Annotated in this window: 23 protein-coding genes and 1 pseudogene; 11 read left to right on the top strand and 13 right to left on the bottom strand. The window is 64.0% G+C overall.

Features of this window, described 5'->3' with window-relative positions; genetic code table 11:
- Positions 1-126: 126 nt before the first annotated feature.
- From BMY12_RS01650 to BMY12_RS20865, 8 genes are read left to right on the top strand one after another with little or no spacing between them, the layout of a single operon-like run.
- Positions 127-1,110, top strand: a complete 984-nt coding sequence (locus tag BMY12_RS01650; protein WP_143068804.1) for a 2Fe-2S iron-sulfur cluster-binding protein — start codon at positions 127-129, stop codon at positions 1,108-1,110.
- Positions 1,111-1,135: 25 nt separating this feature from the next.
- The gene (gene gtdA / locus BMY12_RS01645) at positions 1,136-2,170 is read left to right on the top strand and encodes a gentisate 1,2-dioxygenase (protein ID WP_093281651.1); all 1,035 of its coding nucleotides are present in this window, start codon (positions 1,136-1,138) and stop codon (positions 2,168-2,170) included.
- A 49-nt stretch (positions 2,171-2,219) separates the two neighbouring features.
- Positions 2,220-2,915 carry a fumarylacetoacetate hydrolase family protein gene (locus BMY12_RS01640; RefSeq protein ID WP_093281648.1) on the top strand — a complete coding sequence of 232 codons (696 nt, stop codon included), beginning with the start codon at positions 2,220-2,222 and terminating at the stop codon, positions 2,913-2,915.
- 18 nt (positions 2,916-2,933) lie between these two features.
- Complete coding sequence (locus BMY12_RS01635) at positions 2,934-4,196, top strand: aromatic ring-hydroxylating dioxygenase subunit alpha (RefSeq protein ID WP_093281091.1); 1,263 nt, start codon at positions 2,934-2,936, stop codon at positions 4,194-4,196.
- On the top strand, positions 4,193-4,675 hold the full coding sequence (locus BMY12_RS01630) for an aromatic-ring-hydroxylating dioxygenase subunit beta (RefSeq protein ID WP_093281089.1): 483 nt from the start codon (positions 4,193-4,195) through the stop codon (positions 4,673-4,675). Before BMY12_RS01635 ends, BMY12_RS01630 begins: the two co-directional genes overlap by 4 nt.
- Positions 4,676-4,682: 7 nt before the next feature.
- A complete protein-coding gene (locus tag BMY12_RS01625; RefSeq protein ID WP_093281086.1) occupies positions 4,683-6,026 on the top strand; it encodes an MFS transporter in 1,344 nt (447 codons plus the stop codon).
- Entirely contained in the window at positions 6,023-6,667 is a 645-nt protein-coding gene (gene maiA / locus BMY12_RS01620) for a maleylacetoacetate isomerase (RefSeq protein WP_093281084.1), read from the top strand. The genes BMY12_RS01625 and maiA overlap by 4 nt, the downstream gene beginning before the upstream one ends.
- Before the next feature lie 46 nt (positions 6,668-6,713).
- Positions 6,714-6,971 carry a response regulator transcription factor gene (locus tag BMY12_RS20865; RefSeq protein WP_093281081.1) on the top strand — a complete coding sequence of 86 codons (258 nt, stop codon included), beginning with the start codon at positions 6,714-6,716 and terminating at the stop codon, positions 6,969-6,971.
- Between the two features lie 279 nt (positions 6,972-7,250).
- On the opposite strand, the gene BMY12_RS01610 is transcribed toward BMY12_RS20865, so the two are convergent.
- Genes BMY12_RS01610 through BMY12_RS20750 form a run of 3 tightly spaced genes read right to left on the bottom strand, consistent with a single transcriptional unit; the run spans position 7,251 to position 9,186 of the window.
- Entirely contained in the window at positions 7,251-8,213 is a 963-nt protein-coding gene (locus BMY12_RS01610; protein ID WP_093281079.1) for an alpha/beta hydrolase, read from the bottom strand.
- Positions 8,214-8,222: 9 nt separating this feature from the next.
- The gene (locus BMY12_RS01605) at positions 8,223-8,813 is read right to left on the bottom strand and encodes an alpha/beta hydrolase (protein WP_093281076.1); all 591 of its coding nucleotides are present in this window, start codon (positions 8,811-8,813) and stop codon (positions 8,223-8,225) included.
- Positions 8,752-9,186 (bottom strand): alpha/beta hydrolase fold domain-containing protein, encoded by a 435-nt coding sequence (locus tag BMY12_RS20750; protein WP_093281646.1) that lies wholly within the window; start codon positions 9,184-9,186, stop codon positions 8,752-8,754. The genes BMY12_RS01605 and BMY12_RS20750 overlap by 62 nt, the downstream gene beginning before the upstream one ends.
- 316 nt (positions 9,187-9,502) lie before the next feature.
- Here BMY12_RS20750 and BMY12_RS01595 point away from each other — a divergent pair.
- Positions 9,503-10,120 (top strand): annotated as a pseudogene (locus tag BMY12_RS01595) (IS110 family RNA-guided transposase); the annotation flags it as partial.
- Between the two features lie 398 nt (positions 10,121-10,518).
- Here BMY12_RS01595 and BMY12_RS01590 read toward each other — a convergent pair.
- From BMY12_RS01590 to norR, 10 genes are all read right to left on the bottom strand, one after another.
- Positions 10,519-11,100, bottom strand: coding sequence for a hypothetical protein (locus tag BMY12_RS01590; RefSeq protein ID WP_143068803.1), 582 nt, complete (start codon positions 11,098-11,100; stop codon positions 10,519-10,521).
- Between the two features lie 25 nt (positions 11,101-11,125).
- On the bottom strand, positions 11,126-11,767 hold the full coding sequence (locus BMY12_RS01585; RefSeq protein WP_093281067.1) for an SCO family protein: 642 nt from the start codon (positions 11,765-11,767) through the stop codon (positions 11,126-11,128).
- A 7-nt stretch (positions 11,768-11,774) separates the two neighbouring features.
- On the bottom strand, positions 11,775-13,226 hold the full coding sequence (locus BMY12_RS01580; protein ID WP_093281066.1) for a cbb3-type cytochrome c oxidase subunit I: 1,452 nt from the start codon (positions 13,224-13,226) through the stop codon (positions 11,775-11,777).
- Positions 13,227-13,240: 14 nt separating this feature from the next.
- Positions 13,241-13,774, bottom strand: a complete 534-nt coding sequence (locus BMY12_RS01575; RefSeq protein WP_093281064.1) for a cupredoxin domain-containing protein — start codon at positions 13,772-13,774, stop codon at positions 13,241-13,243.
- 101 nt (positions 13,775-13,875) lie between these two features.
- Positions 13,876-14,607: a GTP cyclohydrolase I gene (folE, locus tag BMY12_RS01570; RefSeq protein WP_093281061.1), complete on the bottom strand. Its 732-nt coding sequence runs from the start codon at positions 14,605-14,607 to the stop codon at positions 13,876-13,878.
- 28 nt (positions 14,608-14,635) lie between these two features.
- Positions 14,636-15,067, bottom strand: a complete 432-nt coding sequence (locus tag BMY12_RS01565; RefSeq protein ID WP_093281643.1) for a c-type cytochrome — start codon at positions 15,065-15,067, stop codon at positions 14,636-14,638.
- Positions 15,068-15,129: 62 nt separating this feature from the next.
- On the bottom strand, positions 15,130-15,738 hold the full coding sequence (locus BMY12_RS01560) for a ferritin-like domain-containing protein (RefSeq protein ID WP_093281059.1): 609 nt from the start codon (positions 15,736-15,738) through the stop codon (positions 15,130-15,132).
- Entirely contained in the window at positions 15,731-16,528 is a 798-nt protein-coding gene (locus BMY12_RS01555; RefSeq protein WP_218140025.1) for an RNA polymerase sigma factor, read from the bottom strand. The genes BMY12_RS01560 and BMY12_RS01555 overlap by 8 nt, the downstream gene beginning before the upstream one ends.
- Before the next feature lie 48 nt (positions 16,529-16,576).
- Positions 16,577-16,954 carry a SirB2 family protein gene (locus BMY12_RS01550; RefSeq protein ID WP_366516773.1) on the bottom strand — a complete coding sequence of 126 codons (378 nt, stop codon included), beginning with the start codon at positions 16,952-16,954 and terminating at the stop codon, positions 16,577-16,579.
- A gap of 95 nt (positions 16,955-17,049) precedes the next feature.
- On the bottom strand, positions 17,050-18,615 hold the full coding sequence (norR, locus tag BMY12_RS01545) for a nitric oxide reductase transcriptional regulator NorR (RefSeq protein ID WP_093281051.1): 1,566 nt from the start codon (positions 18,613-18,615) through the stop codon (positions 17,050-17,052).
- Between the two features lie 156 nt (positions 18,616-18,771).
- Here norR and hmpA point away from each other — a divergent pair, with 156 nt between their 5' ends.
- Positions 18,772-19,953 carry an NO-inducible flavohemoprotein gene (gene hmpA / locus BMY12_RS01540; protein WP_093281048.1) on the top strand — a complete coding sequence of 394 codons (1,182 nt, stop codon included), beginning with the start codon at positions 18,772-18,774 and terminating at the stop codon, positions 19,951-19,953.
- The gene (locus BMY12_RS01535; RefSeq protein WP_218140024.1) at positions 19,950-20,351 is read left to right on the top strand and encodes a hypothetical protein; all 402 of its coding nucleotides are present in this window, start codon (positions 19,950-19,952) and stop codon (positions 20,349-20,351) included. Before hmpA ends, BMY12_RS01535 begins: the two co-directional genes overlap by 4 nt.
- Positions 20,352-20,444: the final 93 nt, after the last annotated feature.

The raw sequence follows: 20,444 nt of genomic DNA, 5'->3' as shown, positions 1-20,444 counted from the left end.
AGACTAGCCCGCGATCCTCCGGATACAACATTCACCAGAGTGAACTGCATCATTCACCTCATACGATTTACTTATGGTGGGGCATCTCCGATTCTGCAATCGAAGTGGATCAGAGGAGCAACGAGAGTGGAACTGGTGGTGCGACCCAGCGGGCGTGTCCTGGAAGTACAGGCGGGGGAGACCCTGCTGGACGCGCTATTGGCCAACCAGGTTCCTATCTCGCACAGCTGCAAGGACGGACGCTGCGGCGTCTGTCGCTGCCGGCTCCTGCGCGGCAAAGTCGTGGGGACGGCGCGGCAGATGCGTCCGTCGCCGGTTCCGGGGTCGTCCTGCGTGCTGGCCTGCCAGAGCGTGCTGACCGAAGACTGTATGATCGAGATTCCTGCGCCGGAAGAGGTGGTAGTTCACCCGGCGCGCACGATGAAGGCCGAGGTGGTGGCGGTGGCGCCGCTGTCCCGCGACACCCTGCGGCTGAGGGTGCGGCCACAGTTGCCGCTGTCATTTTCCCCAGGGCAGTACGTCGAGCTGGAATTCGAGCGCGGCCTTGCCCGTCCGTACTCGATGTGTGGATTGCCGGGAAACGAACTGGAGTTTCACGCTCGTCTCCATCCAGGGGGCCGTGCTTCCGCCCGCCTTTCCGGAGAGCTCAAGCCCGGCGACGTGCTCAAGCTGCGTGGGCCGCTGGGAATCACCTTCCTGCGATCTCGCAATGAAGATCCCATCCTCTGTGTGGGTGCCGGCACCGGCCTGGCACCGACGCTGTCGATCCTGCGCGGCATTGCCGCCGCAGGAATGAAGAATCCGCTGCAGATCTACTTGGGGTTCACCTGTCGGGAAGACGTCTATGGCCAGGACGAACTGGCGCAGGTCCTGGAGCATTTGCCGGCGGCGTGTGCGCACACCGTGGTCGCCACCGGAGCCCTCGACCGTGGCATGAGGCGTGGCCTGCTGACAAGCGCGATCGCGGCTGATTTCCCCAGCCTTGCGGGCTGGCGCGGCTACGTTTTTGGATCGCCGCACGCGGTGGACGCCACGGTGCGTACGCTGCGGGAGAAGCAGATGGCGGAACAGAGCATCTACGCGGAACCCTTTCACATCACCGGAAACTAGCCAGGCTCCCATGACCTCCGCTGCCATGATCGACCCCGCTGGCCTCGATGCCCGCCGCGAGTACTACGAACGCATCGACCGCCACCACCTCACGCCGCTCTGGGAAGTGCTAGGGACGTTGGTGCCGCCGACGCCGAGAAGCCCGGCACAGGCGGCACTGTGGCGCTACAACCAGGCCCGCGCCTATCTGCTTGAAGCCGGCGGGTTGATCAGTGCGCACGAGGCCGAGCGCCGGGTGCTGGTGCTGGAGAATCCCGGATTGCGGGGGCAGTCGCGCATCACTCAGAGCCTTTATGCCGGCCTACAGCTGATCCTGCCGGGTGAAGTCGCGCCAGCGCATCGCCACACGCAGTCGGCGCTGCGCCTGGTGCTGGAGGGCGAGGGCGCCTACACCGCGGTGGACGGCGAGCGCACGACGATGCGCCGGGGTGATTTCATCATCACCCCGGCTTGGACCTTCCACGATCACGGAAACTCCGGCACACAGCCGGTGATCTGGCTCGATGGCCTCGACATCCCGATCGTGCAACTGCTCGACGCCGGCTTCGCTGAAAAGAGCGCGCAAGACGAGCAAGCGGTGATACGGCGCGAGGGTGATGCACTCGCGCGCTACGGGTACAACATGCTGCCGGTGGATTTCGAGCCGCAGCGCCAGGATCCGACCAAGGTCTTCGTCTATCCCTACGCCCGGACGCGAGAGGCGCTGCGTGGGATCGCATCAGGCGACATCGATCCGCATCACGGTTACAAGCTTCGCTACGTCAACCCGGCCACCGGAGGTTCCCCGATGCCGACGATCGGCGCGGCGGCTCAATTGCTGCCCGCCGGCTTCGAGACCCGCGGTTGCCGCAGTACCGACAGCAGCATCTTTGTCTGCCTGCAGGGCGGTGGTGCGGCGCGCATCGGCGAGACCGAACTGAGCTTTGGCGAGAACGACGTGTTCGTCGTCCCATCCTGGCATGAACTGCGTCTCCAGGCGGCTTGCGAGACCATCCTGTTCAGCTATTCCGACCGCCCGGTCCAGCGACTGCTGGGTCTGTGGCGAGAACAGAAGGCCTGACTGGCACATTTAGGTTCACAACCGATTCACAGTACTCGAGGAGAGTTTGGTGAAGTACACGTTTTCGCCCGCGCCGGGCTATGTTCTGCCGGTGGCCGGCAGCGACGAGCAGTTTCCGGTCAATCGCATTTTCTGTGTCGGCCGCAACTACGCGGCCCATGCCCGTGAAATGGGCCAGGATGAGCGAGAGCCGCCATTCTTTTTCATGAAACCAGCCTCCGCGACTGTGGCCGTCAACGGCCAGATCGCGGAGATTCCGTATCCGCCGATGACCGGCAACTTCCACCACGAGATCGAGCTGGTGGTAGCGATCGGCCGGCAGGGCAGGGCGGTGTCGCAAGATGAGGCCGAGTCGCTGGTCTACGGCTACGCCGTGGGCCTGGACATGACGCGCCGCGACCTGCAGCTGGAGGCCCGCGACAAGGGTCGCCCCTGGGAGTTCGGCAAATCCTTCTCGCAGTCTGCGCCGATCGGCGCGATCTGTCGGGTTGCCGACGTTGGCCATCCGAAATCCGCTTCCATATCGGTCGCTGTCAATGGCCAGCCGCGCCAGGCTTCGGATATCGCCAAGCTCATCTGGAGCGTGCCGGAGTGCATCGCCTTCTTGTCGCAGTTCGAGACCCTGCAACCGGGCGATCTGATCATGACCGGCACGCCGGAAGGCGTCGGCGCGGTGGTCGTCGGCGACCTGATGGTGGGACGGATCGATGGTCTAGGCGAAATCCAGGTACGCGTGGCGGGCTGACCGCTCAGGAGAACCGCCATGAACGACGCCCCCATCACTCTCCCTTCGTCGCCGGGTTGGCCGGGCGACGGGGTGCACCGCGTGCCCTATTGGGTCTACACGGATCCGGATACCTATCGACGCGAACTCGATCGCTTCTACTACGCCGGTCACTGGTGCTATATCGGCCTGGAGGCCGAGATCCCGCACCCGGGCGACTTCCGCCGCTCGGTTGTCGGAGAGCGTTCGGTCATCATGGTGCGCACCCAGGACGGCGGCGTGCGGGTGCTGGAGAACGTCTGCGCCCATCGCGGCGCGCAGTTCTGCCGCGAGCGCCAGGGTAACCGCAAGGAATTCGTCTGCCCCTACCATCAGTGGGCCTACGATCTTGAGGGCAAGTTGCGTGGCATTCCCTATCGCCGCGGTATCCGCCAGGACGGCCAGCTCAACGGCGGCATGCCGGCGGATTTCCAGATGGAGGGCCGCGGCCTGACCTCGCTCAAGGTCGCGGTGCGAGGCGGCGTGGTGTTTGCCAGCTTCGACCACTCGCTGGAGTCGTTTGAGGACTACCTCGGTCCGACGATCCTGTCCTACTTCGACCGCGTTTTCGACGGCCGCAAGCTGAAGGTACTTGGCTACAACCGGCAGCGCATCCCGGGAAACTGGAAGCTGATGCAGGAAAACATCAAGGATCCGTATCACCCGGGCCTGCTGCACAGTTGGTTCGTGACCTTCGGCTTGTGGCGCGCCGACAGCAAGACCTCACTGAAGATGGACCCGCACAAGCGCCATGCCGCGATGATCGGCGTGCGCAGCGTCGGCAAGCCGGCCGGGGACGTCGTCTCCGGCGTGACCAGCTACAAAGCCGACATGAGCCTGCGCGACCCGCGCCAACTCGACATCGTGCCAGAGGAATGGTGGAAGGGTCCGACCGCGGTGATGTTGACGCTGTTTCCGAGCCTGATCATTCAGCAGCAGGTCAATAGTCTCTCGATGCGGCATATCCAGCCGCGCGGGCCTGGCGTGTTTGATTTCGTGTGGACTCACTTCGCCTTCGAAGACGACAGCGACGAGATGATCCAGCGGCGCTTGCTGCAAGCCAACCTGTTCGGCCCGTCCGGCTATGTTTCCGCGGACGACGGCGAGGTAATCGAGTTCTCGCAGATGGGGTTCCAGGAAAAGCCAGACCAGCAATGCCTGCTGGAAATGGGTGGGCACGATAGCGAAGAGGCAACCAACATCGCCTCGGAGACACTGATTCGGGGCATGTACGAATACTGGCGCCGGGTGATGGGCGTATGAATCAGGCACTCGAAGCGCAGGCCTACACCGAACTGCTGCAGCTGTACGCGGAGTACACGGCCGCCATCGATGCGGGCGACTGGGACCGCTGGCCCGAGTTCTTCACCGAGGATTGCGTCTACAAGCTGCAGCCGCGCGAAAACCATGAGCGTGGGCTGCCGCTGGCGACGCTGCATTTCCATAGCAAGGGCATGCTGCAGGATCGCGTCTACGGGATCCGCGAGACCCTGTTCCATGATCCTTACTACCAGCGGCATGTCGTGAGCCTGCCGCGCGTCCTGGCGGTGGACCGCGGCCGCTGGTTTCTGGAGGCGAACTACGCGGTGTTCCGTACCAAGCTTGGGGAAATCAGCACAGTGTTCAATGTCGGCCGCTACCTGGACGAAGTGGTGAGGGTAGATGGTGCGCTGAAGTTCGCGTCGCGCTTCTGCATTTACGACAGCGAAATGATCCCCAACGCGATCATCTACCCAATCTAGGAACCTAATGACCGGCGTATTTCGGATCACCGAGCTGATCGACACGCGCCCGCTGGGACGCCTGCAGCTTGAGGTTGTCACGCTGTGCGCTCTGGTGGCCTTGCTTGACGGCTTCGATACCCAGGTCATCGCCTACGTCGCGCCCGCGATTACTGAGCAATGGGGTATGGCGCCGTCGGCGTTGGGACCGGTGTTCGGCGCCGGGCTCTTGGGCCTGATGGCCGGTGCTCTGATCGGCGGGCCGCTGGCCGACCGTTGGGGGCGCAAGTGGACGATTGTGGTTTCGACCTTGCTGTTTGGGGCGTTCGCATTGGCGACGGCCTGGGCGCAGACGCCCGGTCAATTGCTCGCCTTGCGCCTGTTGACCGGGCTGGGCCTGGGCAGCGCGATGCCCAACCTGATCGCGCTGACCTCCGAGTATGCCCCGGCGCGCCTGCGTACCATGCTGGTGACACTGATGTTCTGCGGCTTCCCGCTGGGCTCGATCCTCGGTGGCGTGCTTAGCGCGCTGTGGATTCCAAGCCTGGGCTGGCCGTCGCTTTTCTTGCTGGGTGGCGCTGCGCCGCTGCTGCTGGCGCTGGTGCTGGCCTGGCGCTTGCCGGAGTCGCCCGGGTTCCTGCTTTTGCGGCGCGCTCGTAGCCGCGAACTCCAGCGGGTGCTGGAACGGCTGGAGCCGGGGAGGAGTCATGACCCGCGGAGCGTCGTCGCTGGCGAGCCGCCACAGCCCGGATTTCCGCTGCGGGAGTTGTTTCGCGGCCCGCGCACTAAGGTCACTGTGCTGCTGTGGACCGCGTTCTTCATGAACCTGCTGGTCATGTACTTCATGGTCAACTGGCTGCCGACCCTGCTGACGCTGGCCGGCTACTCGCTAAGCCTCGCGATCCTGGCCTCGTCGCTGCTCAACCTGGGCGGGATCGGCGGTGGCATCCTGTTGGCTGCCTTGGTGCGACGCTATGGGCCCCACCGGACGTTGGGAGCGGCCTTCGTGCTGGTCGCCGGCATCGTGGCGGCGCTGGCCTATGTCACCGCGTTACCACGGCTGACACTACCGGCGATCTTCTTGGCTGGCGCGGGTGTGGTCGGCGCGCAATTCTGCCTCAACGCTCTGGCTGCCGAGGCCTATCCGACCGCGATCCGTGCTACCGGCGTCGGTTGGGCGCTGGGTATCGGTCGCATAGGCTCCGTCGCCGGTCCGCTGCTGGGTGGACTTCTGCTGGGCTGGGGGTGGTCCCCAGACCAACTGGTGCTGGCCTGCGCGATCCCGGCGCTGGTCACGGCAGCGGCGATCTTCGGCCTGGCGCGGCTGAGCGCCCCGGCTCTCGCCCCCTCGTCCCGGAACCTGCTTCCATGAAACTTCACACCTACTACCGCAGTTCCGCCTCCTACCGCGTCCGCATCGCGCTTAACCTCAAGGGGCTGGAGGCCGAACATCTGCCCGTGCATCTGACGCGAGATGGGGGCGAGCAGTTCCTGGCGAAGTTCCGCGCTACAAACCCCGCGGCGCTAGTACCGGTGCTGGAAGACGGTAGCGAACGTATCGCCCAGTCATTGGCAATCATTGAATATCTCGACGAGCGTTACCCGGAATCGCCGTTGCTGCCGGCCTCCGCCGCCGACCGTGCCTGGGTCCGGCAGATCGCGCTGGACGTCGCCTGCGATATTCACCCGCTAAACAATCTGCGCGTCCTGAAGTACTTGACTGGCCCGATAGGCTTGTCGGAGGAGCAGAAGCAGACCTGGATACGCCATTGGATCGATCTCGGGCTACAAGCGCTCGAGAGCAGGCTGGCCACATCGCCGCGCCGCGGTGCATTTTGCTTCGGCGATCGACCGACCCTGGCGGATTGTTGCCTGGTTCCTCAACTGTTCAATGCGGAGCGTTTCGGGATGTCGCTGGACGCCTATCCGACCCTTCGGCGCATCGAGCAGGCCTGCAATATTCTGAAGGCTTTCCAGAATGCACATCCGGCGAATCAACCGGATGCGGAGTGATGCGAGCCGGTAGCCGGCACTTAATGTTTCTGACCGGGAAGCTTCGATGTCATCTGCTGGGATTCGTTTGCGTGGCACCTTCAGAGTAAAGGTGGAGGCTCTGACGAACCGTGAGAAGCTTGTCTTCCAAGCCTTGCGTGAAGGGTTGAACGCTCTCGAGAGTGCAAGGGCGTTGGGGGTGTCAATCAACACCATCAAGTTTCATCGAAGGAATCTTTACTCGAAGCTGGGAGTAGGGTCGCGCCTGGACGCCGTGAAAAGGTTTGATGCTGGTGAGCAAGCCTACTCATGCTGGCATGCATAGGCATCACGTAGTTGCAGGAGGCCGAGCAAACGAGAGGGCCACTTCGCTTCTCCCGCCCATATACGCATGTGTCCTTAGGCCTTCATCCGAGCATCTCAGAAGCGGTCATTTTCGAAGACGGCAACTGGCACCTCAGCGTTAGTCGCTGATCAGCCCAACGCAGTCATAGACACTGCGAGAATTACCGCCCGAAAGCGGCCGTCTGCGGTGGTGGCGCGGCTGGCTCCACGCCCCGGCGCTCCGGTCTGCTACCTGAAAATATCGCCCAACGGGTTGCAATCAGCCTCTTGCCATCGCCCGGATGTCTTTGCTGATTTCCGCAATCCCTTCTTTTGCGCCAGAGGCGATGCGAGGCACAAAGAAAAAGCCATGCGGCATGCCGATGTAGTTTACGACTCGGGCGCCGTCGCCCGCGTCATTAAGTTTGCGCGCAAAACGCGGGCCGTCATCGCGGATTGGATCGATGTCGGCCGTGAGAATCAGCGCCGGCGGAAGCGCAGAAGGATTCTCGGCGAATAGAGGTGACAGCAGCGGATCGGTCAGCGGCGTCTTGCCGGTGTACAGGACGAGCGCACGGACGACGTTGTCCCGCTCCAGTCCTGGCTGATCAATATTCCAGGACTCCGAACCCAGGGTCAGATCAAGTGCGGGGTAGATCAGAATCTGCTTGCTGATCGCTGGATATCCGCGTCGCGCGCTCAGCACGCAGAGCGCGGCGCCAAGGTTGCCACCGGCGCTTTCGCCCATGACGACAATGCCTGCAGCTGGCATCGGTCCCAACGACGAGTCGTTGGCCAACCAGTTGAGTGCATCGTCGCAATCCTCCAAACCGCCCGGAAACGGTGTTTCCGGCGCTAGGCGATAGTCGACGGACACGATCATGCAGGCCGCCTGCAGGCTCACACTGGCGCAGAGATGGTCAAGGGTATCGAGGCCGCCGTGGATCCAGCCTCCACCGTGCAGGAACAAAACCCAGGGACACTTTGGATCGAGCTTGGGCGGAAGGTATTTCTTGATGGCGATTGGACCCGAGCGGCCGGAGATCGAGCCAAGCTCCATTCGCACTTCCTTTGGCGGGGGCATCGTCGTCCAACTTGCTGCCCGCATGGCTTTGCGTACGGCGACCGGCTGGGCGATTGCCTTCTCTGGCGTATGACCCATGCCCAGACTGCGCATCACGTTCATCATCGCGTACAGCGCAGTAAGGCGCAGGCCTTTGAATCTTTGCTTTTGAGCCTTCATTTCAGTTCTTCACCTCTGCAGTTCGTCGACGAGCATGCTGATGCAGACCGGTGCGGCAGGGCAGATGCTGGCGATGGAAAGGAAGGCATGCGGCATGCCGATGTAGTTCTCGAAGCGTACCGGTACACCGGCTTCGCGCAGACGTTCCGCGTAGCGGATGCCATCGTCGCGCAGAGGGTCGGCGTCGGCTGTCACGATGACTGCAGGCGGTAGTCCGCGCAGATCAGGCGCATGCAACGGCGAGACAAACGGATTGGTGAGCGCAGCTTCGCCGCGATACGCATCGCAGATCCTTTCCATGTCACCGTCGGACAATCCGTGCCGTGGTGGGCGGATGGATGGCGACGATCCCGTCAAATCGAGGAAGGGATAGATGATCACTTGCCTGCGAATCCCTACTTGTCCGCGTCTGCGCAGACTCAATGCCGCAGTCAGATTGCCGCCGGCGCTGTCACCCACGACATCGACGAGATGGGAACTGGCCAGCAGCGCATCCAGCGCATCCTCACAGTCTTCGAGTGCCGCAGGGAAAGGATGCTCAACAGTCTTCGAGTGCCGCAGGGAAAGGATGCTCAGGAGCCAGGCGATAGCCCACCGCAATCACGATGGTACCGAGGCGATCGTAGAGATTCGTGCAGAGGTAGTCGAGCGAGTCGACACCACCGGCAATCCAACCGCCACCGTGTAGAAACAGGATGGGGGTAGCGTTGGCCTTCGGCATGCGCGGCAGGAAACGCTTCACCGGAATCGCCCCCCCCCCACGTCCGCGCAGCGTGTCGCGTTCCACGCCGGTTTCCGGCATCGGCCGCAGCATCCAGTTTGCAGGCACAGCGGCAGCTCTCTTCTCCATTCGCATTTTCAGAGCCTTGGCCGAAGTCGTGCTGATGCCAAGCAGTGCCAGCCATTCCGAAACGGCCATGAGTGCGCGCAGCTTCCATCCGTGAACCGGCGCAATCTTTTGTGTCGATGTCATGGGGCACTCCCCGTCGGTCGGTCTTTGCTGCGTGCGACCATTTCCTCGTGCGACTGTCGTGTGATCGGGTAGTAGCTGACGGTCAGCGCCGACAGGCCCAAAAAAATTTAGGACGTAGCCGCAGTCTCGCAATGGCCTGTCTCACAGGGCGAGACGCCAGCCCGCGATAATGGCCGCCAAGGGGTCCCCCTAGCGTTGGCCTTCAGGGGGATCGGTTAGGGACCATTATCAATGGAATGGACGCGCCCTCCTTCTAACGGCATCGAAGTGCCAGAGTGGGAGGTGTGTGTAGTCTCCCTACTATGGAGGGGCGTCCATGAAGAAGGTTACAGCGGTTGGGCTGGATCTAGCGAAGTCGGTCTTTCAGGTGCACGGCGCTGATGAAGACGGCCGTGCAGTGCTACGCAAGGCGTTGAAGCGCGGGCAGGTAGCGGAGTTCTTTGCGCAGCTGCCTCCGTGTACGGTTGGCATGGAGGCGTGCGGTAGCGCGCATCACTGGGCTCGCAAGTTGCGCGAGCTGGGCCATGAAGTCCGGCTGATTGCGCCACAATATGTCAAACCGTTCGTGAAGCGGAACAAGACAGACGCAGCCGACGCGGAAGCGATCTGTGAGGCGATGGGGCGACCGGGCATGCGGTTCGTACCGGTAAAGACGACGGAGCAGCAATCCATCTTGTCGGTACATCGAGTTCGGCAGGGATTCGTGCGTGCCCGTACAGCGATGGCGAATCAAGTCCGAGGGCTACTCGCGGAATTCGGCATCGTTGTGGCCAGGGGCATCGAGAACATCCCGCGCCTACGTTCGGCGATGATGGACCAGGCGCTGCCAGGTACGTTTCGGCAGTTGGTCGATATTCAGCTGCATCACCTGGGCGAAATCCAGGATCGGATTGATGAGCTCGATCGACAGATTGCTCGCTGGCACAGAGAAAGCTACAGACTGTCAGGTAGTTGAGCAGGGATCGCCAACAGAACTGCGCAGTCACGCCGTTGTAGCTGATCTGCTGACGCCAGTGAGTTGAGCGGTGCGTAGATCGGATCAGGATGGTGCGGTAGGCCGCGAAGCTATGCGGCAACGGCGGCAGTCTTGCAAGGAGGCTCGCCAAGAAAAGGATCAGTCGGCTGCCGGCCACGATCATGATCGCGAACAGCGGCTCGTTGAACCGCGGTCCACGTGGGCCGGCGCCGGATCATTGATGAATCCCTGTTCCAGTCCTTTGATCGGCATCGCGTTGAGCACGATGGTCGAATCGGTTCCAACCCGATCATCCAGCAACTCGAACGGATCTGCGGCGCCCGACGCGGTGGGTGCGTCCTGTCAGGCCGAAGTCGTCACGCGGTCTTGTCCAGTTCACGCTGCTGGCGTGGCGCGGGGCCGAACAGCGGTCGCCACGTCACCGCCGCTGCGTAGATCGCGCCGAACCAGAGCAGGAGTTCGCCGGTGCGCGCCTGGTCGTCGGTCAGATAGGCGAGGCACAGCCGCTGCTCGGCGGTGAGATAGCCCCAGCCGAAGCGGAAGAAGGTCGCGATCACTTCCAGGTGCACCACCGCGCGCGCGATGACGGGAAGGCGCGGCCAGGACAGGGCGATGGCCAAGCCCGCAAGCGGAACGGTGGCGAACTTGAGCGCATCGATGGCGACATCGAGTCGCGCCAAATCGAGGCCGCGCGGCAGCATCCACAACAGCATCGCAAAGCTCGCGGCGATGATGCCGGTGGCGCCGCCGGCGTTGAACGACTGGGTTCCTTTCAGCGTGCGCGCCGCCACGCTGCCCGACCGCGCCTGCAACCACGCTACGCCGGCAAGGTACCCGACGCCGGCGAGCAGAGGCAGTTGCATCAGCATGTGCCACGCCATGCTCGATTCGAGCGAGGCGCGCAGCGGCGGCGTCGCCAGTGCAAGCCACAGGGCCACGGCGGCCGCCAGCCACCGGCGCGAGTCAGCGTGCGGCCACATCACGCGGGGCGACCTCGGCGAGCTCGCGGGCGATTTTCACGATTCCGTCGAGGTCGCTGTAATCGAGGATCGCGACGAGCTTGCGGTCCGACCCGATCACCTGCACTGCCGCGTTGTGGGCGTAACCGCCCAGGCCGTCGGGAATCACCACCACGCCAAAGGCGCGGAGCCAGTCCTGCCGGCCCGGTGGCCCAACGGGACGGCCGAGCACCCATCCCGTTGCCTCGCGACTGTGGCGCTTGCGGTAGGCACGCAGCGCTGCAGGGTCATCGCGTTCAGGGTCGAAGCTCACCGACAGCAGCTGCACCTTTCCAACGGCAATCTCCGGTGCAAGGCGCTGCTGCAGACGCGCGTAGACCGAGCCGAGCGCCTGGCAATAGGTCATGCAGCGGGTATAGATGAAATCCACCAGCAGCACTGGGCGGGACAGGTCATGGAGCCGTACCTGGTCGCCATCGGCAAGCTGGAGCGCGAGGTCTGGAACCGGAGCCGGCGCGCGCAGCGCCTGTAGGCGCCGGGCCGATTCCAGTGTGAACGCGGCGAAGCCGTCGGTAGCCCGGTGCGCGACCGCAACGCCGGCCACGCAGACCAGCGTGGCGACGATCGCGGTCCGCAGTACGCTCATCCGGCGCCTACGCCGTCAGCGAGGCCCGAGGCAAGCGCGTGAGCAAGCGCAGGCCGAGGATGACGGCGGCAGCAAGCACCAGTGTTGCCGCGACAGTGCCAACTTGGGCGATGCCGATCCAGGCCGGGTCATACACCGCAAAGCGCCGCGGCACGCTGTGCATGCCACCGAAAAGGAAGGCCAGGCAAAACCCTGTGCCCGCCACGCCGTAGGTCCAGAACGCGGCGCGGTCGAGCGCGCTTTCCTTCCAGCCGCTGCGCGTGCAGGCCCAGAACAGTGTGCCGAGCAGCATCGGCAGCAGGCCCAGCAGCAAGTAGAAGTGGAAGTGTCCCGGCACCCACAGGGTGTTGTGCATGACCAGGTTCACACGCACCACGCCGTCAATGACCGCCGGAATGACGCCCGCTGACCAGCCAAAAATGGAGAACACCAGAAGGCGCGAGGGCAGATCCCATTTGATGCCCGAGCGGTGGATATTGACCAGCGTGCCGATGGCGGTCACCAGCAGCACTGGAATCCCGCTGCAATACGACAGCACCTGGCCGGTGACCGTCATCCACTTGGGCAGGACATAGTCCATCAGCAGATGGTGCGGATACACCGCCATCACCATCAGCGTGATCGCGAGCCAGGCCGCGAGGAAGGGGCGGCTGATCGTCCACGGTCGTCCGGTGTAGCGCGGCAGGATCTCGTAGACGCCGATCACCGCCATGTAGATCGTGGCGTTGATGAAGACGTGTCCGAAGAAGAAAATCAGGTTCTTCATCAGCAACGGGTCGAACGTCACCGACGGCAGGTAGAGATTGACCAGCGTCATGATCAGCACCACTGCGCCGGCGAGGATGCCGAGCACGTTGACGATGATCACCATCGTGCTCGCCACCACCGTCGGCGGATGCGACTTGTCCAGCGGCCCGGAGCCGAACAACTGATTCAGGCCCAGCGCGCGCCAGAGGCTGCCGTAGCGCTTGAGAAGCGCCAGCGCGCAGTCCAGATAGAACAGCAGGAACCCGACGCCGATCAACACGAGCCCACCGGCGAACCCGGCCGCCGCGTGCACGCCCCAGACCATGCCCTTGGCCGGCAGCGGGTAGAGGAAGGTCCAGGCGCCCGCATAGCCGCCGAGGCCGATCGCCGCCAGGATCATCACCACGCCAACCAGCGAGAGGCCGAGCATGGCCAGGAACATGCCGGTCGAGAGCGGAACGTGGCGGCGCAGGAAATACCACATGACCGCCGCACCGGCGAGGCCGGCGGTGCCGACCATCCCCGCCCCATGTAGGGTCAGCAGCTGGTAGGCGAAATTCGGCGCCAAGGGCATCCAGGCGGCCTGCGTGGCGCGCAGCGTGGCGCCGCCGACCATCATGAGCAGAAAGACCGCGATCCCGATTGCGGCATAGAGCTGGAACGCGAGCCTGGCGGTGGACGTGTCGGGAGATGGCTGGGTGGTGGTGTTCATGGCGTTCTCCCCTTTCACGAGTCTGCGCGGACCTTGATCACGGCGCGCATGGCGTGATGCGCGAGTCCGCAGTATTCGAGGCACAGCACTTCGTAGTCGCCCGGCTCGTCGAAACGCACCTGCAGTTTGTTGGTGTAGCCGGGCATGGCCTGCGCCTGCGCAAGGATGCGGGACTTTTCTGGTCTATAGATCGCAAAGCCGTGGTTCACGTCAGCCGAGGTGACTTCAAACTCCACCAGCTCTCCAGGCCGGACGGTGTCGCGGTCAAGTTCCCAGCGCCACTGATGTCCGACCGCGCGAACGATCACGTCGGGTGTAGCCGCTGCTGCGGCGTGGCCGGGGATCGGCCATTTCCTCAGCGTCGCGAAGGAAATCGCGACACCCGCCACGATCACGACCCAGAACAGCCGGTCGCGCCAGCGGTAGCCCGCGGCGGCAATCGTGCCGGCATCGCCGCCCGGCTGGCTGGCTCCCGCAACAACCCGAAGGAAGATGAGGGCGACGCCCGCCATCAGAACGAGCGACAGACTCCATGCCAAGCCTTGCATAGGAAACTCCTCCCTTTAGTAAGATACATTTTCGATATATGTTATACAAGTCAGGCGTACAACAAAGCAAGCACCGGAGCGCGCAGTAGCGCTCTGAGGCTTCAGCGCTCGTGCTTGCTCAGCAGTCCCAGAAACTCGCGCCGGAGCGCAGCATCATTCAGGAACGCGCCGCGCATGATCGAGTTGGTCATCAGCGAGCCGTCGTCCTTGACGCCGCGCCAGTGCATGCAGAAGTGACTGGCCTCCATGACCACGGCCAGGCCGTCCGGCTGCATGCGCTGTTCGAGTTCGTCGGCGAGCATCATCACCGCCTCTTCCTGGATCTGCGGGCGGCTCATGATCCATTCGCACAGACGTGCGTACTTGGATAGGCCGATCAGGGCTGAGGATGCGCTGGGCATGACGCCAATCCAGACCTTGCCGAGGATCGGGCAGAGGTGATGCGAGCATGCACTGCGCACCTTGATCGGACCGACGATCATCAGCTCATTGAGGCGCGAGATGTTCGGGAACTCCGTCACCGGTGGCGCAGGCTCGTAGCGGCCACGGAACACCTCGCCGACGAACATCTTCGCCACCCGCCGGGCCGTGTCCGTTGTGTTGTGATCGCTGTCGGTGTCAATCACCAGCGCGTGCAGCACCGCCTGCATCTTCTCCTCGACTTCCCGGCGGAGTTCCCCCAGTTCGCCGGGACGGATGAAGGACGAGATGTTGTCGTTGGCGTGGTGGCGCTGACCGGCCGCAAGCAGCCGCTGTCGGATGCGGTCCGACGCAGGCGATCGAGTGGCCGACGGGGTGCCGTCGGGAGTCGTCAGGCGTGCGTTGTCGGGCATGTGGATTCCTGGGCCAGGCGGATCGCCATCACCGGTGGGCGGCGGACTGTCCCTGCCCGGCGCTGCCGGCGCGCTGGCAACTGCCTTCGCCCGTCGTGGCGGCGCGCAGCCAGGCGATCAGGTCGGCGCGGTCAGTGGGGTCGCTGGCCAACTGCACCGCCATGCTGTTGCCCGGCACCATCTTGTTGGGATCGGCCAGCCAGCGGTCGAGCGTCTGGTCATCCCAGACGATGCCCGACTTCCTGAGGGCATCGGAGTAATTGAAGCCCGCCTGGGTGCCGGCCTTGCAGCCGAACAGGCCGCGGTGTCGCGGTCCGGCGCCGTTGTCGGCGATCGAGTGGCAAGCGCCACAGCGCCCCGTGTAAAGCTTTTCGCCGCGTTTGGCGTCGGCTGCGGCCGACGACACCAGCGGCAGCAGCAGGGTCGCCGTGAGCAGCCCGATCCCGCGATGGATGCGCATGGATGCCTCCAGGATGTTGTAGGGGCGATGGCGGCCCGAGCCTGCCGCCATCGCATCCGGCCTCAGGCGCCGAAGCTGAGCGTCGGCTTGGGCAGCGCTTCGCCGAGCGCCTGGGTCAGCGCCGTCCAGTGCATGGTTTCGTCGGCGATCAGACGACCCGCGACCTGCGACAGGCTGCGGTCGGTGAAGCTCGGCATCACGCCGATGTAGGCGTTCGCCGCGCCCAACTCCAGACGCTGCGCGAGGCGCAACACATCGGCGGCGGTCTTGATCGCCTTGACGTTGAGCTTCTCGCTGGCCTTGTACTCGTCCGTGGTCTTGGCCGCGACCGGCGTGCCGCCCATTTTCTTGATGGCGCCCATGAGCACCTCGCGGTGGCCCTCGTGGTGACTCAGGAACAGGCTGGCGACAGCGAGCGTCGGCTTGTCGAGCAGGCCGCTGCCGGCACCGATCTGGTAGGCCGCGATGCCCTCGTGTTCGAGACCGAGGGCGACATTGAGGATGTTGACGTCGCTGCTGGCCTGAGCGTCGTTGTGCGCCGCAATCCCGCGCAGCGGCACACCGCCAAGCAGGGCGACGGCGGCACCCGAGAGCAGCGCCGAGCGCCTGAGGAATGAACGGCGCGAACCGCCGACGTCAATGAGGGTAGAAGGGATTTGCGTATCAGACATGTCGTCTCTCCGTGGGTGAAAGCGGGCCTGTGCCCGGAAGCGGGTGCCCCAGCCGCGCCAGCACACCCGCGACGATGCGGTCGCAGCGCTCGCCGGCAAAGCCGAAGGCGTTTTCGAGGTTGAAGTCGATCTCGCGGGCGAGCGCCTCGCGCAGCAGGCCCTTGGCCCGGAAGTAGCGCGTGCGCACGGTGGCGGGCGGGATGCCGAGGCTGGCGGCCACCTCCTCCACGGTCATCTCCTCCAGCTCGCGCAGCACGAACACGGTGCGGAAGGCGTCGGGCAAGCCGTCGATCCTGCGTTCGATCAGGCGTCGCAACTCGTCACGCAGCACACCCGTTTCCGGCGGTTCGGCGGTGTCGGCGGCATGGGCGAACATCGGGTCCTCCTCGGTGGGCACGTCCTGTAGCGCATCGCCGGCGATCGGAATGATCTCGGCGCGGCGCTTGTGCTTGCGCAGGCGCGCGAGGGCCTCGTTGGCGACGATGCGCGTCAGCCACGTCAGGAGCCGGGCTTCACCACGGAAGCCGCCGATGACGCGGTAGATTTGCAGCCAGGCGTCCTGCAGCGCGTCCTCCGCCTCGGCGTCGTCCTTGAGGATGCTGCGCGCGGTGCGGTACAGCGGCTGGTTGTAGCGCCGCATCAATTGCCCGAACGCGACGCCATCCCCGGCGGCGATGCGCTGCGCGAGTGCGGAATCCGGCAATTCAGCGGTGTCAGGGGCTGCGCTCGGCATGGCGGGTTTGAGGTTCGGTGCCTGATGGGTTCCTGTGCATTGGATGACGCGAGCCATCTGGCCGTTCCCGGCGTGCCGGAAACCATCGAACCCGACGGCCTCATCTCATGAACCTGCTCCACGGAAAACCGTCAGAAACCCAGCGGGATCGTGCGTGCGGGCCACCGCGACCATCATGCTGAAGCACAGCAGCGCGGCCACGTAAGCCGCCGCCTTGCCGCCGCGAGTCCGAGCCCGCCGCAGCGCCAGCGTGCCGAAGCCGATGTAAGCCGCGAGCAGGCCGAGCTTCATTTGCAGCCAGGGCACGACCAGCGGGTTGAGCCGCAGCATGACGAGCAGCAGCAGGGCTGCCGTCAACAGCGCGGTGTCGATGACCACACTGACCCTGCGCGTGCGCGGCGCCATCGCCGTGTCAATGCCGAGGAGAACGCCCAGGCCACGCGCGGTGAATAGCATGCCGCAGAGTGTCGGGACACCCAACAGGTGACAAGGTTTTACCTAACTGTCGACAAAATTTGATCCGTCAGCTGACAAAGCTTCACCTACAAAACTCAAGTAAAAGCGCCGACCTCGAAGGATCAAACAGGCGCACTGCGATCCGATAACCCCAGACGCTGCGCCAACCGGCGCAAATTGCCACGGTCCAGACCTAGCTCTCTGGCTGCGGCGGCCCAGTTGCCGTCGTGGCGTTGCAACGTCGATCGCACCAGCGTGAGCTGATAGCGATCGACCGCTTCGCGCAGCGTCATCATCCCCTGCGGCTCGGCGGAGGGCGGCGAATCCGGCCTGGGGGGCATGCACAATCGCGGCAAATCCAGATGCTCAGGCTCGATACTGACCACCGATGCGTCGGCCGCCTTAGCCTGCGCTTTCAAGGCAGCACGGCCAATCAGATGTTCGAGTTCGCGGACATTGCCGGGCCACTGATACGCCAGCAGCGAGCCTTGCGATTCTCCTGCCAGCCTCAGGCTGCGCAGACGCAAGCGCGAGCGGTTCTGCTCGAGAAAATTGCCAGCCAACAACAGCACGTCGCGCGCACGATCGCGCAGCGGTGGCACACGCAACGGGTACACGCTGAGCCGATGATAGAGGTCGGCGCGAAACCGACCCTTGCGGACTTCTTCGGCGAGATCACGGTTGGTTGCAGCAATGATCCGCACGTCGACGCGGTGTTCCTGATCCGATCCGACACGCTGCAATTGCCCACTTTGCAGCACGCGCAGCAGCTTCGCCTGCATGCTCATCGGCAGTTCGCCGACTTCATCGAGAAACAGCGTGCCGCCGTCGGCCAGCTCGAACTTTCCGCTGCGCTTGCCAACCGCGCCGGAAAACGCCCCGCGTACGTGACCGAACAGCTCGGACTCGACCAGCGCATCGGGCAAGGCAGCACAGTTGACGCTGACTAGCGGACGCTGCGCGCGCACCGAGCGTGCGTGGATGGCCTGCGCGACCAGTTCCTTGCCGGTACCGGTTTCGCCGCTGACCAGCACGGTGAGATCGCTGCTGGCGACGATGCGGATTTCATCGAGTAGGCGGCGGAACGCTGGGCTCTGTCCGATCAGCGTCGGCGGCGCATCCGGTGACGCTGCCTGCCGATAACGTTCGGCCAGTTGATGCTCGTCCTCGATCCGTCGATTGAGGTCATTGAATCGTTCGCAAGCCTTGACCGCAGCCGCGACCAGCCGTGCAAAGGCATCGAGCTTCTGCACGTCACGCGCATGGAAGCGCGCGCTGTCGAGGGCATCCAGCGTCACCACGCCCCAGGGACGCTGATCGATGTGGATCGGGCAGCCCATGCAGTCATGCACGGTGAGCACGCCTGTTGGCGTGTCGATCAAGCCGTCATACGGGTCCGGCAGCGAACTGTCGGCGGCAAAGCGCATGCCGCCGCGGCTCTGCATCAGCGCGGCGAGTCGCGGATGTTCGTCGAGACGAAAGCGGCGGCCCATCACCTCATCATGCAGCCCTTCGGCGGCGAGCGGGACGAGCTGGTCCTGCTCCAAACGCAGCAGCGCCACCGCGTCGCAAGGCAGTAGCGCACGCAAAGCACCGAGCAGGCGCCGGTAGCGCTCCTGATCCGGCAATTCGCGAGCGAGATCGTCGATGATCGGCAGCAGCGCTGCCAGCAGACCGTCGGATGTCATATTGATTTAACTGAAGTCATAAAGACACCAACTTTGATACAGTCATTATGACTCATAAATATACAAACACCTGTTTTCATTCGTGACTATGGCTGGCCTACTTCTTGGCTGTTCTGGCGGGCCGCTCTTTTCGGCGGCGCTATTTCGGAGAGGATCATGTTGTCCGAAGCACACCGCGAGATCGTCAAGTCCACTGTGCCGCTGCTCGAAACCGGAGGGGAGGCGTTGACCCGGCACTTCTACCGGATTCTGCTCGATGAGTATCCGCAGGTCCGGCCGCTGTTCAATCAGGCCCACCAGCACAGCGGCGAGCAGCAAAGGGCGCTCGCCAACGGCGTGCTGATGTACGCCAAACACATCGACCGGCTCGATGCGCTCGGCCCACTGGTCGGGCAGATCGTCAACAAGCACGTTTCGCTGCGGGTGCTGCCCGAGCACTATCCGATCGTCGGCACTTGTCTGCTGCGCGCGATCCGCGAAGTGCTCGGCGCCGAGATCGCCACCGACGCGGTGCTGGAGGCCTGGGGCGAAGCCTACGGCCTACTCGCCGGCCTGCTGACCGGTGCCGAGGAACAGGCCTATGCCGATGCGGCAGCGCAGCCCGGCGGCTGGCGCGGCGCGCGCGCCTTCACCGTCTCGCGCAAGGAAGCGGAGAGCGAGGAGATCACCTCGTTCTACCTGCGCCCGGCCGATGGCGGCGCGGTGCCGGACTTCGTTCCCGGCCAGTACATCGGCCTGCGCGTCGTCATCGACGGCACCGAACACCGCCGTAACTATTCGCTGTCGATGCTCGGCAACGGCGACGAATACCGGATCAGCGTCAAGCGTGAGCCGGCCGGACAGGTGTCCAATTATCTGCACGATCGAGCCGGCGTCGGCGACACGCTGGAACTGTTCCCGCCGGCTGGCGCGTTCACGCTGAAGGATTCCTCGCGACCGCTGGCGCTGATCACCGCCGGCGTCGGCATCACGCCAGCGTTGAGCATGCTCGAAGCCGCGCTCGGCTCCGGTCGCGACATCCACTTCATCCACTACGCGCGCCACGGCGGTGCTCACGCTTTCAAACGCCAGATCGAAGACCTGTCGGCGCGACACGAGCAGATCCGGCATCGCTTCTGCTACAGCGAACCACGCCACGATGATCAGGCCCACGCCATCGGCTTCGTCAGCGAGTCTCAACTCGCCGGCTGGCTGCCGGAGCACCGCGACATCGATGTCTACTTCGTCGGCCCCAAGCCGTTCATGTCGCAGGTCAAGCGCTCGCTGAGCAGTCTTGGCGTGCCGGATACGCAGTGCCACTACGAGTTCTTCGGTCCGGCATCGGCGCTGGAAGAATGAAAGATCTTGCGGTGATTGCGAGTGTCGGCGCCGCAGGGCGCCGATACCTCGTGGCGCTGCCGCCTGGAAAAGCCGTGCTCTGGTGCTACCTGCTCTGGTACTTGAGCACGGCCGTGCATCACTTCGACCCCTCTCCCGGTTTGTGGTTGAACGCGCTCGGGCTGTCTGTGCTGATCGGCATCGCGCTGACCTTGAGCGTCGGCGGTTCGCTGCGCTTCAGCGCCAATCGCTGGCAGACCTTCCGGCTGTTCCTGACGCCGTTCTGTGTGTCGAGCTTCTCGGCTCTGATCAAGGGCAAGGGCTTCTTTCTGATCGTGCCGCCTTCGCTGGTCGAATTTCTGCATTCGGCAGCAATTTGCGTAGGTTTTCTGATGCTCCTGACCCTACTGAAGTCGTGATAGCAGAGCACGCAGTCGACGAGGCGAGATTCCGGCCCGCCACGAGGCCGATCCGCATCCTCGCGAAAGCGGACTGTGGGCCTTCATCAAAGT

This window comes from Solimonas aquatica (genome assembly GCF_900111015.1).
Taxonomy (GTDB): Bacteria; Pseudomonadota; Gammaproteobacteria; order Nevskiales; family Nevskiaceae; genus Solimonas; species Solimonas aquatica.
This window is presented reverse-complemented; position numbering and strand designations above follow the sequence as displayed.

Bases quoted from the DNA above. Each gene is read 5' to 3' on its own strand.
- BMY12_RS01580 (WP_093281066.1), bottom strand. From the start codon at position 13,226: ATGAACACCACCACCCAGCCATCTCCCGACACGTCCACCGCCAGGCTC.
- BMY12_RS01635 (WP_093281091.1), top strand. From the start codon at position 2,934: ATGAACGACGCCCCCATCACTCTCCCTTCGTCGCCGGGTTGGCCGGGC.
- maiA (WP_093281084.1), top strand. From the start codon at position 6,023: ATGAAACTTCACACCTACTACCGCAGTTCCGCCTCCTACCGCGTCCGC.
- BMY12_RS20750 (WP_093281646.1), bottom strand. From the start codon at position 9,186: ATGACATCGACACAAAAGATTGCGCCGGTTCACGGATGGAAGCTGCGC.
- BMY12_RS01585 (WP_093281067.1), bottom strand. From the start codon at position 11,767: ATGAGCGTACTGCGGACCGCGATCGTCGCCACGCTGGTCTGCGTGGCC.
- BMY12_RS01575 (WP_093281064.1), bottom strand. From the start codon at position 13,774: ATGCAAGGCTTGGCATGGAGTCTGTCGCTCGTTCTGATGGCGGGCGTC.
- BMY12_RS01625 (WP_093281086.1), top strand. From the start codon at position 4,683: ATGACCGGCGTATTTCGGATCACCGAGCTGATCGACACGCGCCCGCTG.
- BMY12_RS01630 (WP_093281089.1), top strand. From the start codon at position 4,193: ATGAATCAGGCACTCGAAGCGCAGGCCTACACCGAACTGCTGCAGCTG.
- norR (WP_093281051.1), bottom strand. From the start codon at position 18,615: ATGACATCCGACGGTCTGCTGGCAGCGCTGCTGCCGATCATCGACGAT.
- folE (WP_093281061.1), bottom strand. From the start codon at position 14,607: ATGCCCGACAACGCACGCCTGACGACTCCCGACGGCACCCCGTCGGCC.
- BMY12_RS20865 (WP_093281081.1), top strand. From the start codon at position 6,714: ATGTCATCTGCTGGGATTCGTTTGCGTGGCACCTTCAGAGTAAAGGTG.
- BMY12_RS01555 (WP_218140025.1), bottom strand. From the start codon at position 16,528: ATGGCTCGCGTCATCCAATGCACAGGAACCCATCAGGCACCGAACCTC.
- BMY12_RS01535 (WP_218140024.1), top strand. From the start codon at position 19,950: ATGAAAGATCTTGCGGTGATTGCGAGTGTCGGCGCCGCAGGGCGCCGA.
- hmpA (WP_093281048.1), top strand. From the start codon at position 18,772: ATGTTGTCCGAAGCACACCGCGAGATCGTCAAGTCCACTGTGCCGCTG.
- BMY12_RS01565 (WP_093281643.1), bottom strand. From the start codon at position 15,067: ATGCGCATCCATCGCGGGATCGGGCTGCTCACGGCGACCCTGCTGCTG.
- gtdA (WP_093281651.1), top strand. From the start codon at position 1,136: ATGATCGACCCCGCTGGCCTCGATGCCCGCCGCGAGTACTACGAACGC.
- BMY12_RS01560 (WP_093281059.1), bottom strand. From the start codon at position 15,738: ATGTCTGATACGCAAATCCCTTCTACCCTCATTGACGTCGGCGGTTCG.
- BMY12_RS01610 (WP_093281079.1), bottom strand. From the start codon at position 8,213: ATGAAGGCTCAAAAGCAAAGATTCAAAGGCCTGCGCCTTACTGCGCTG.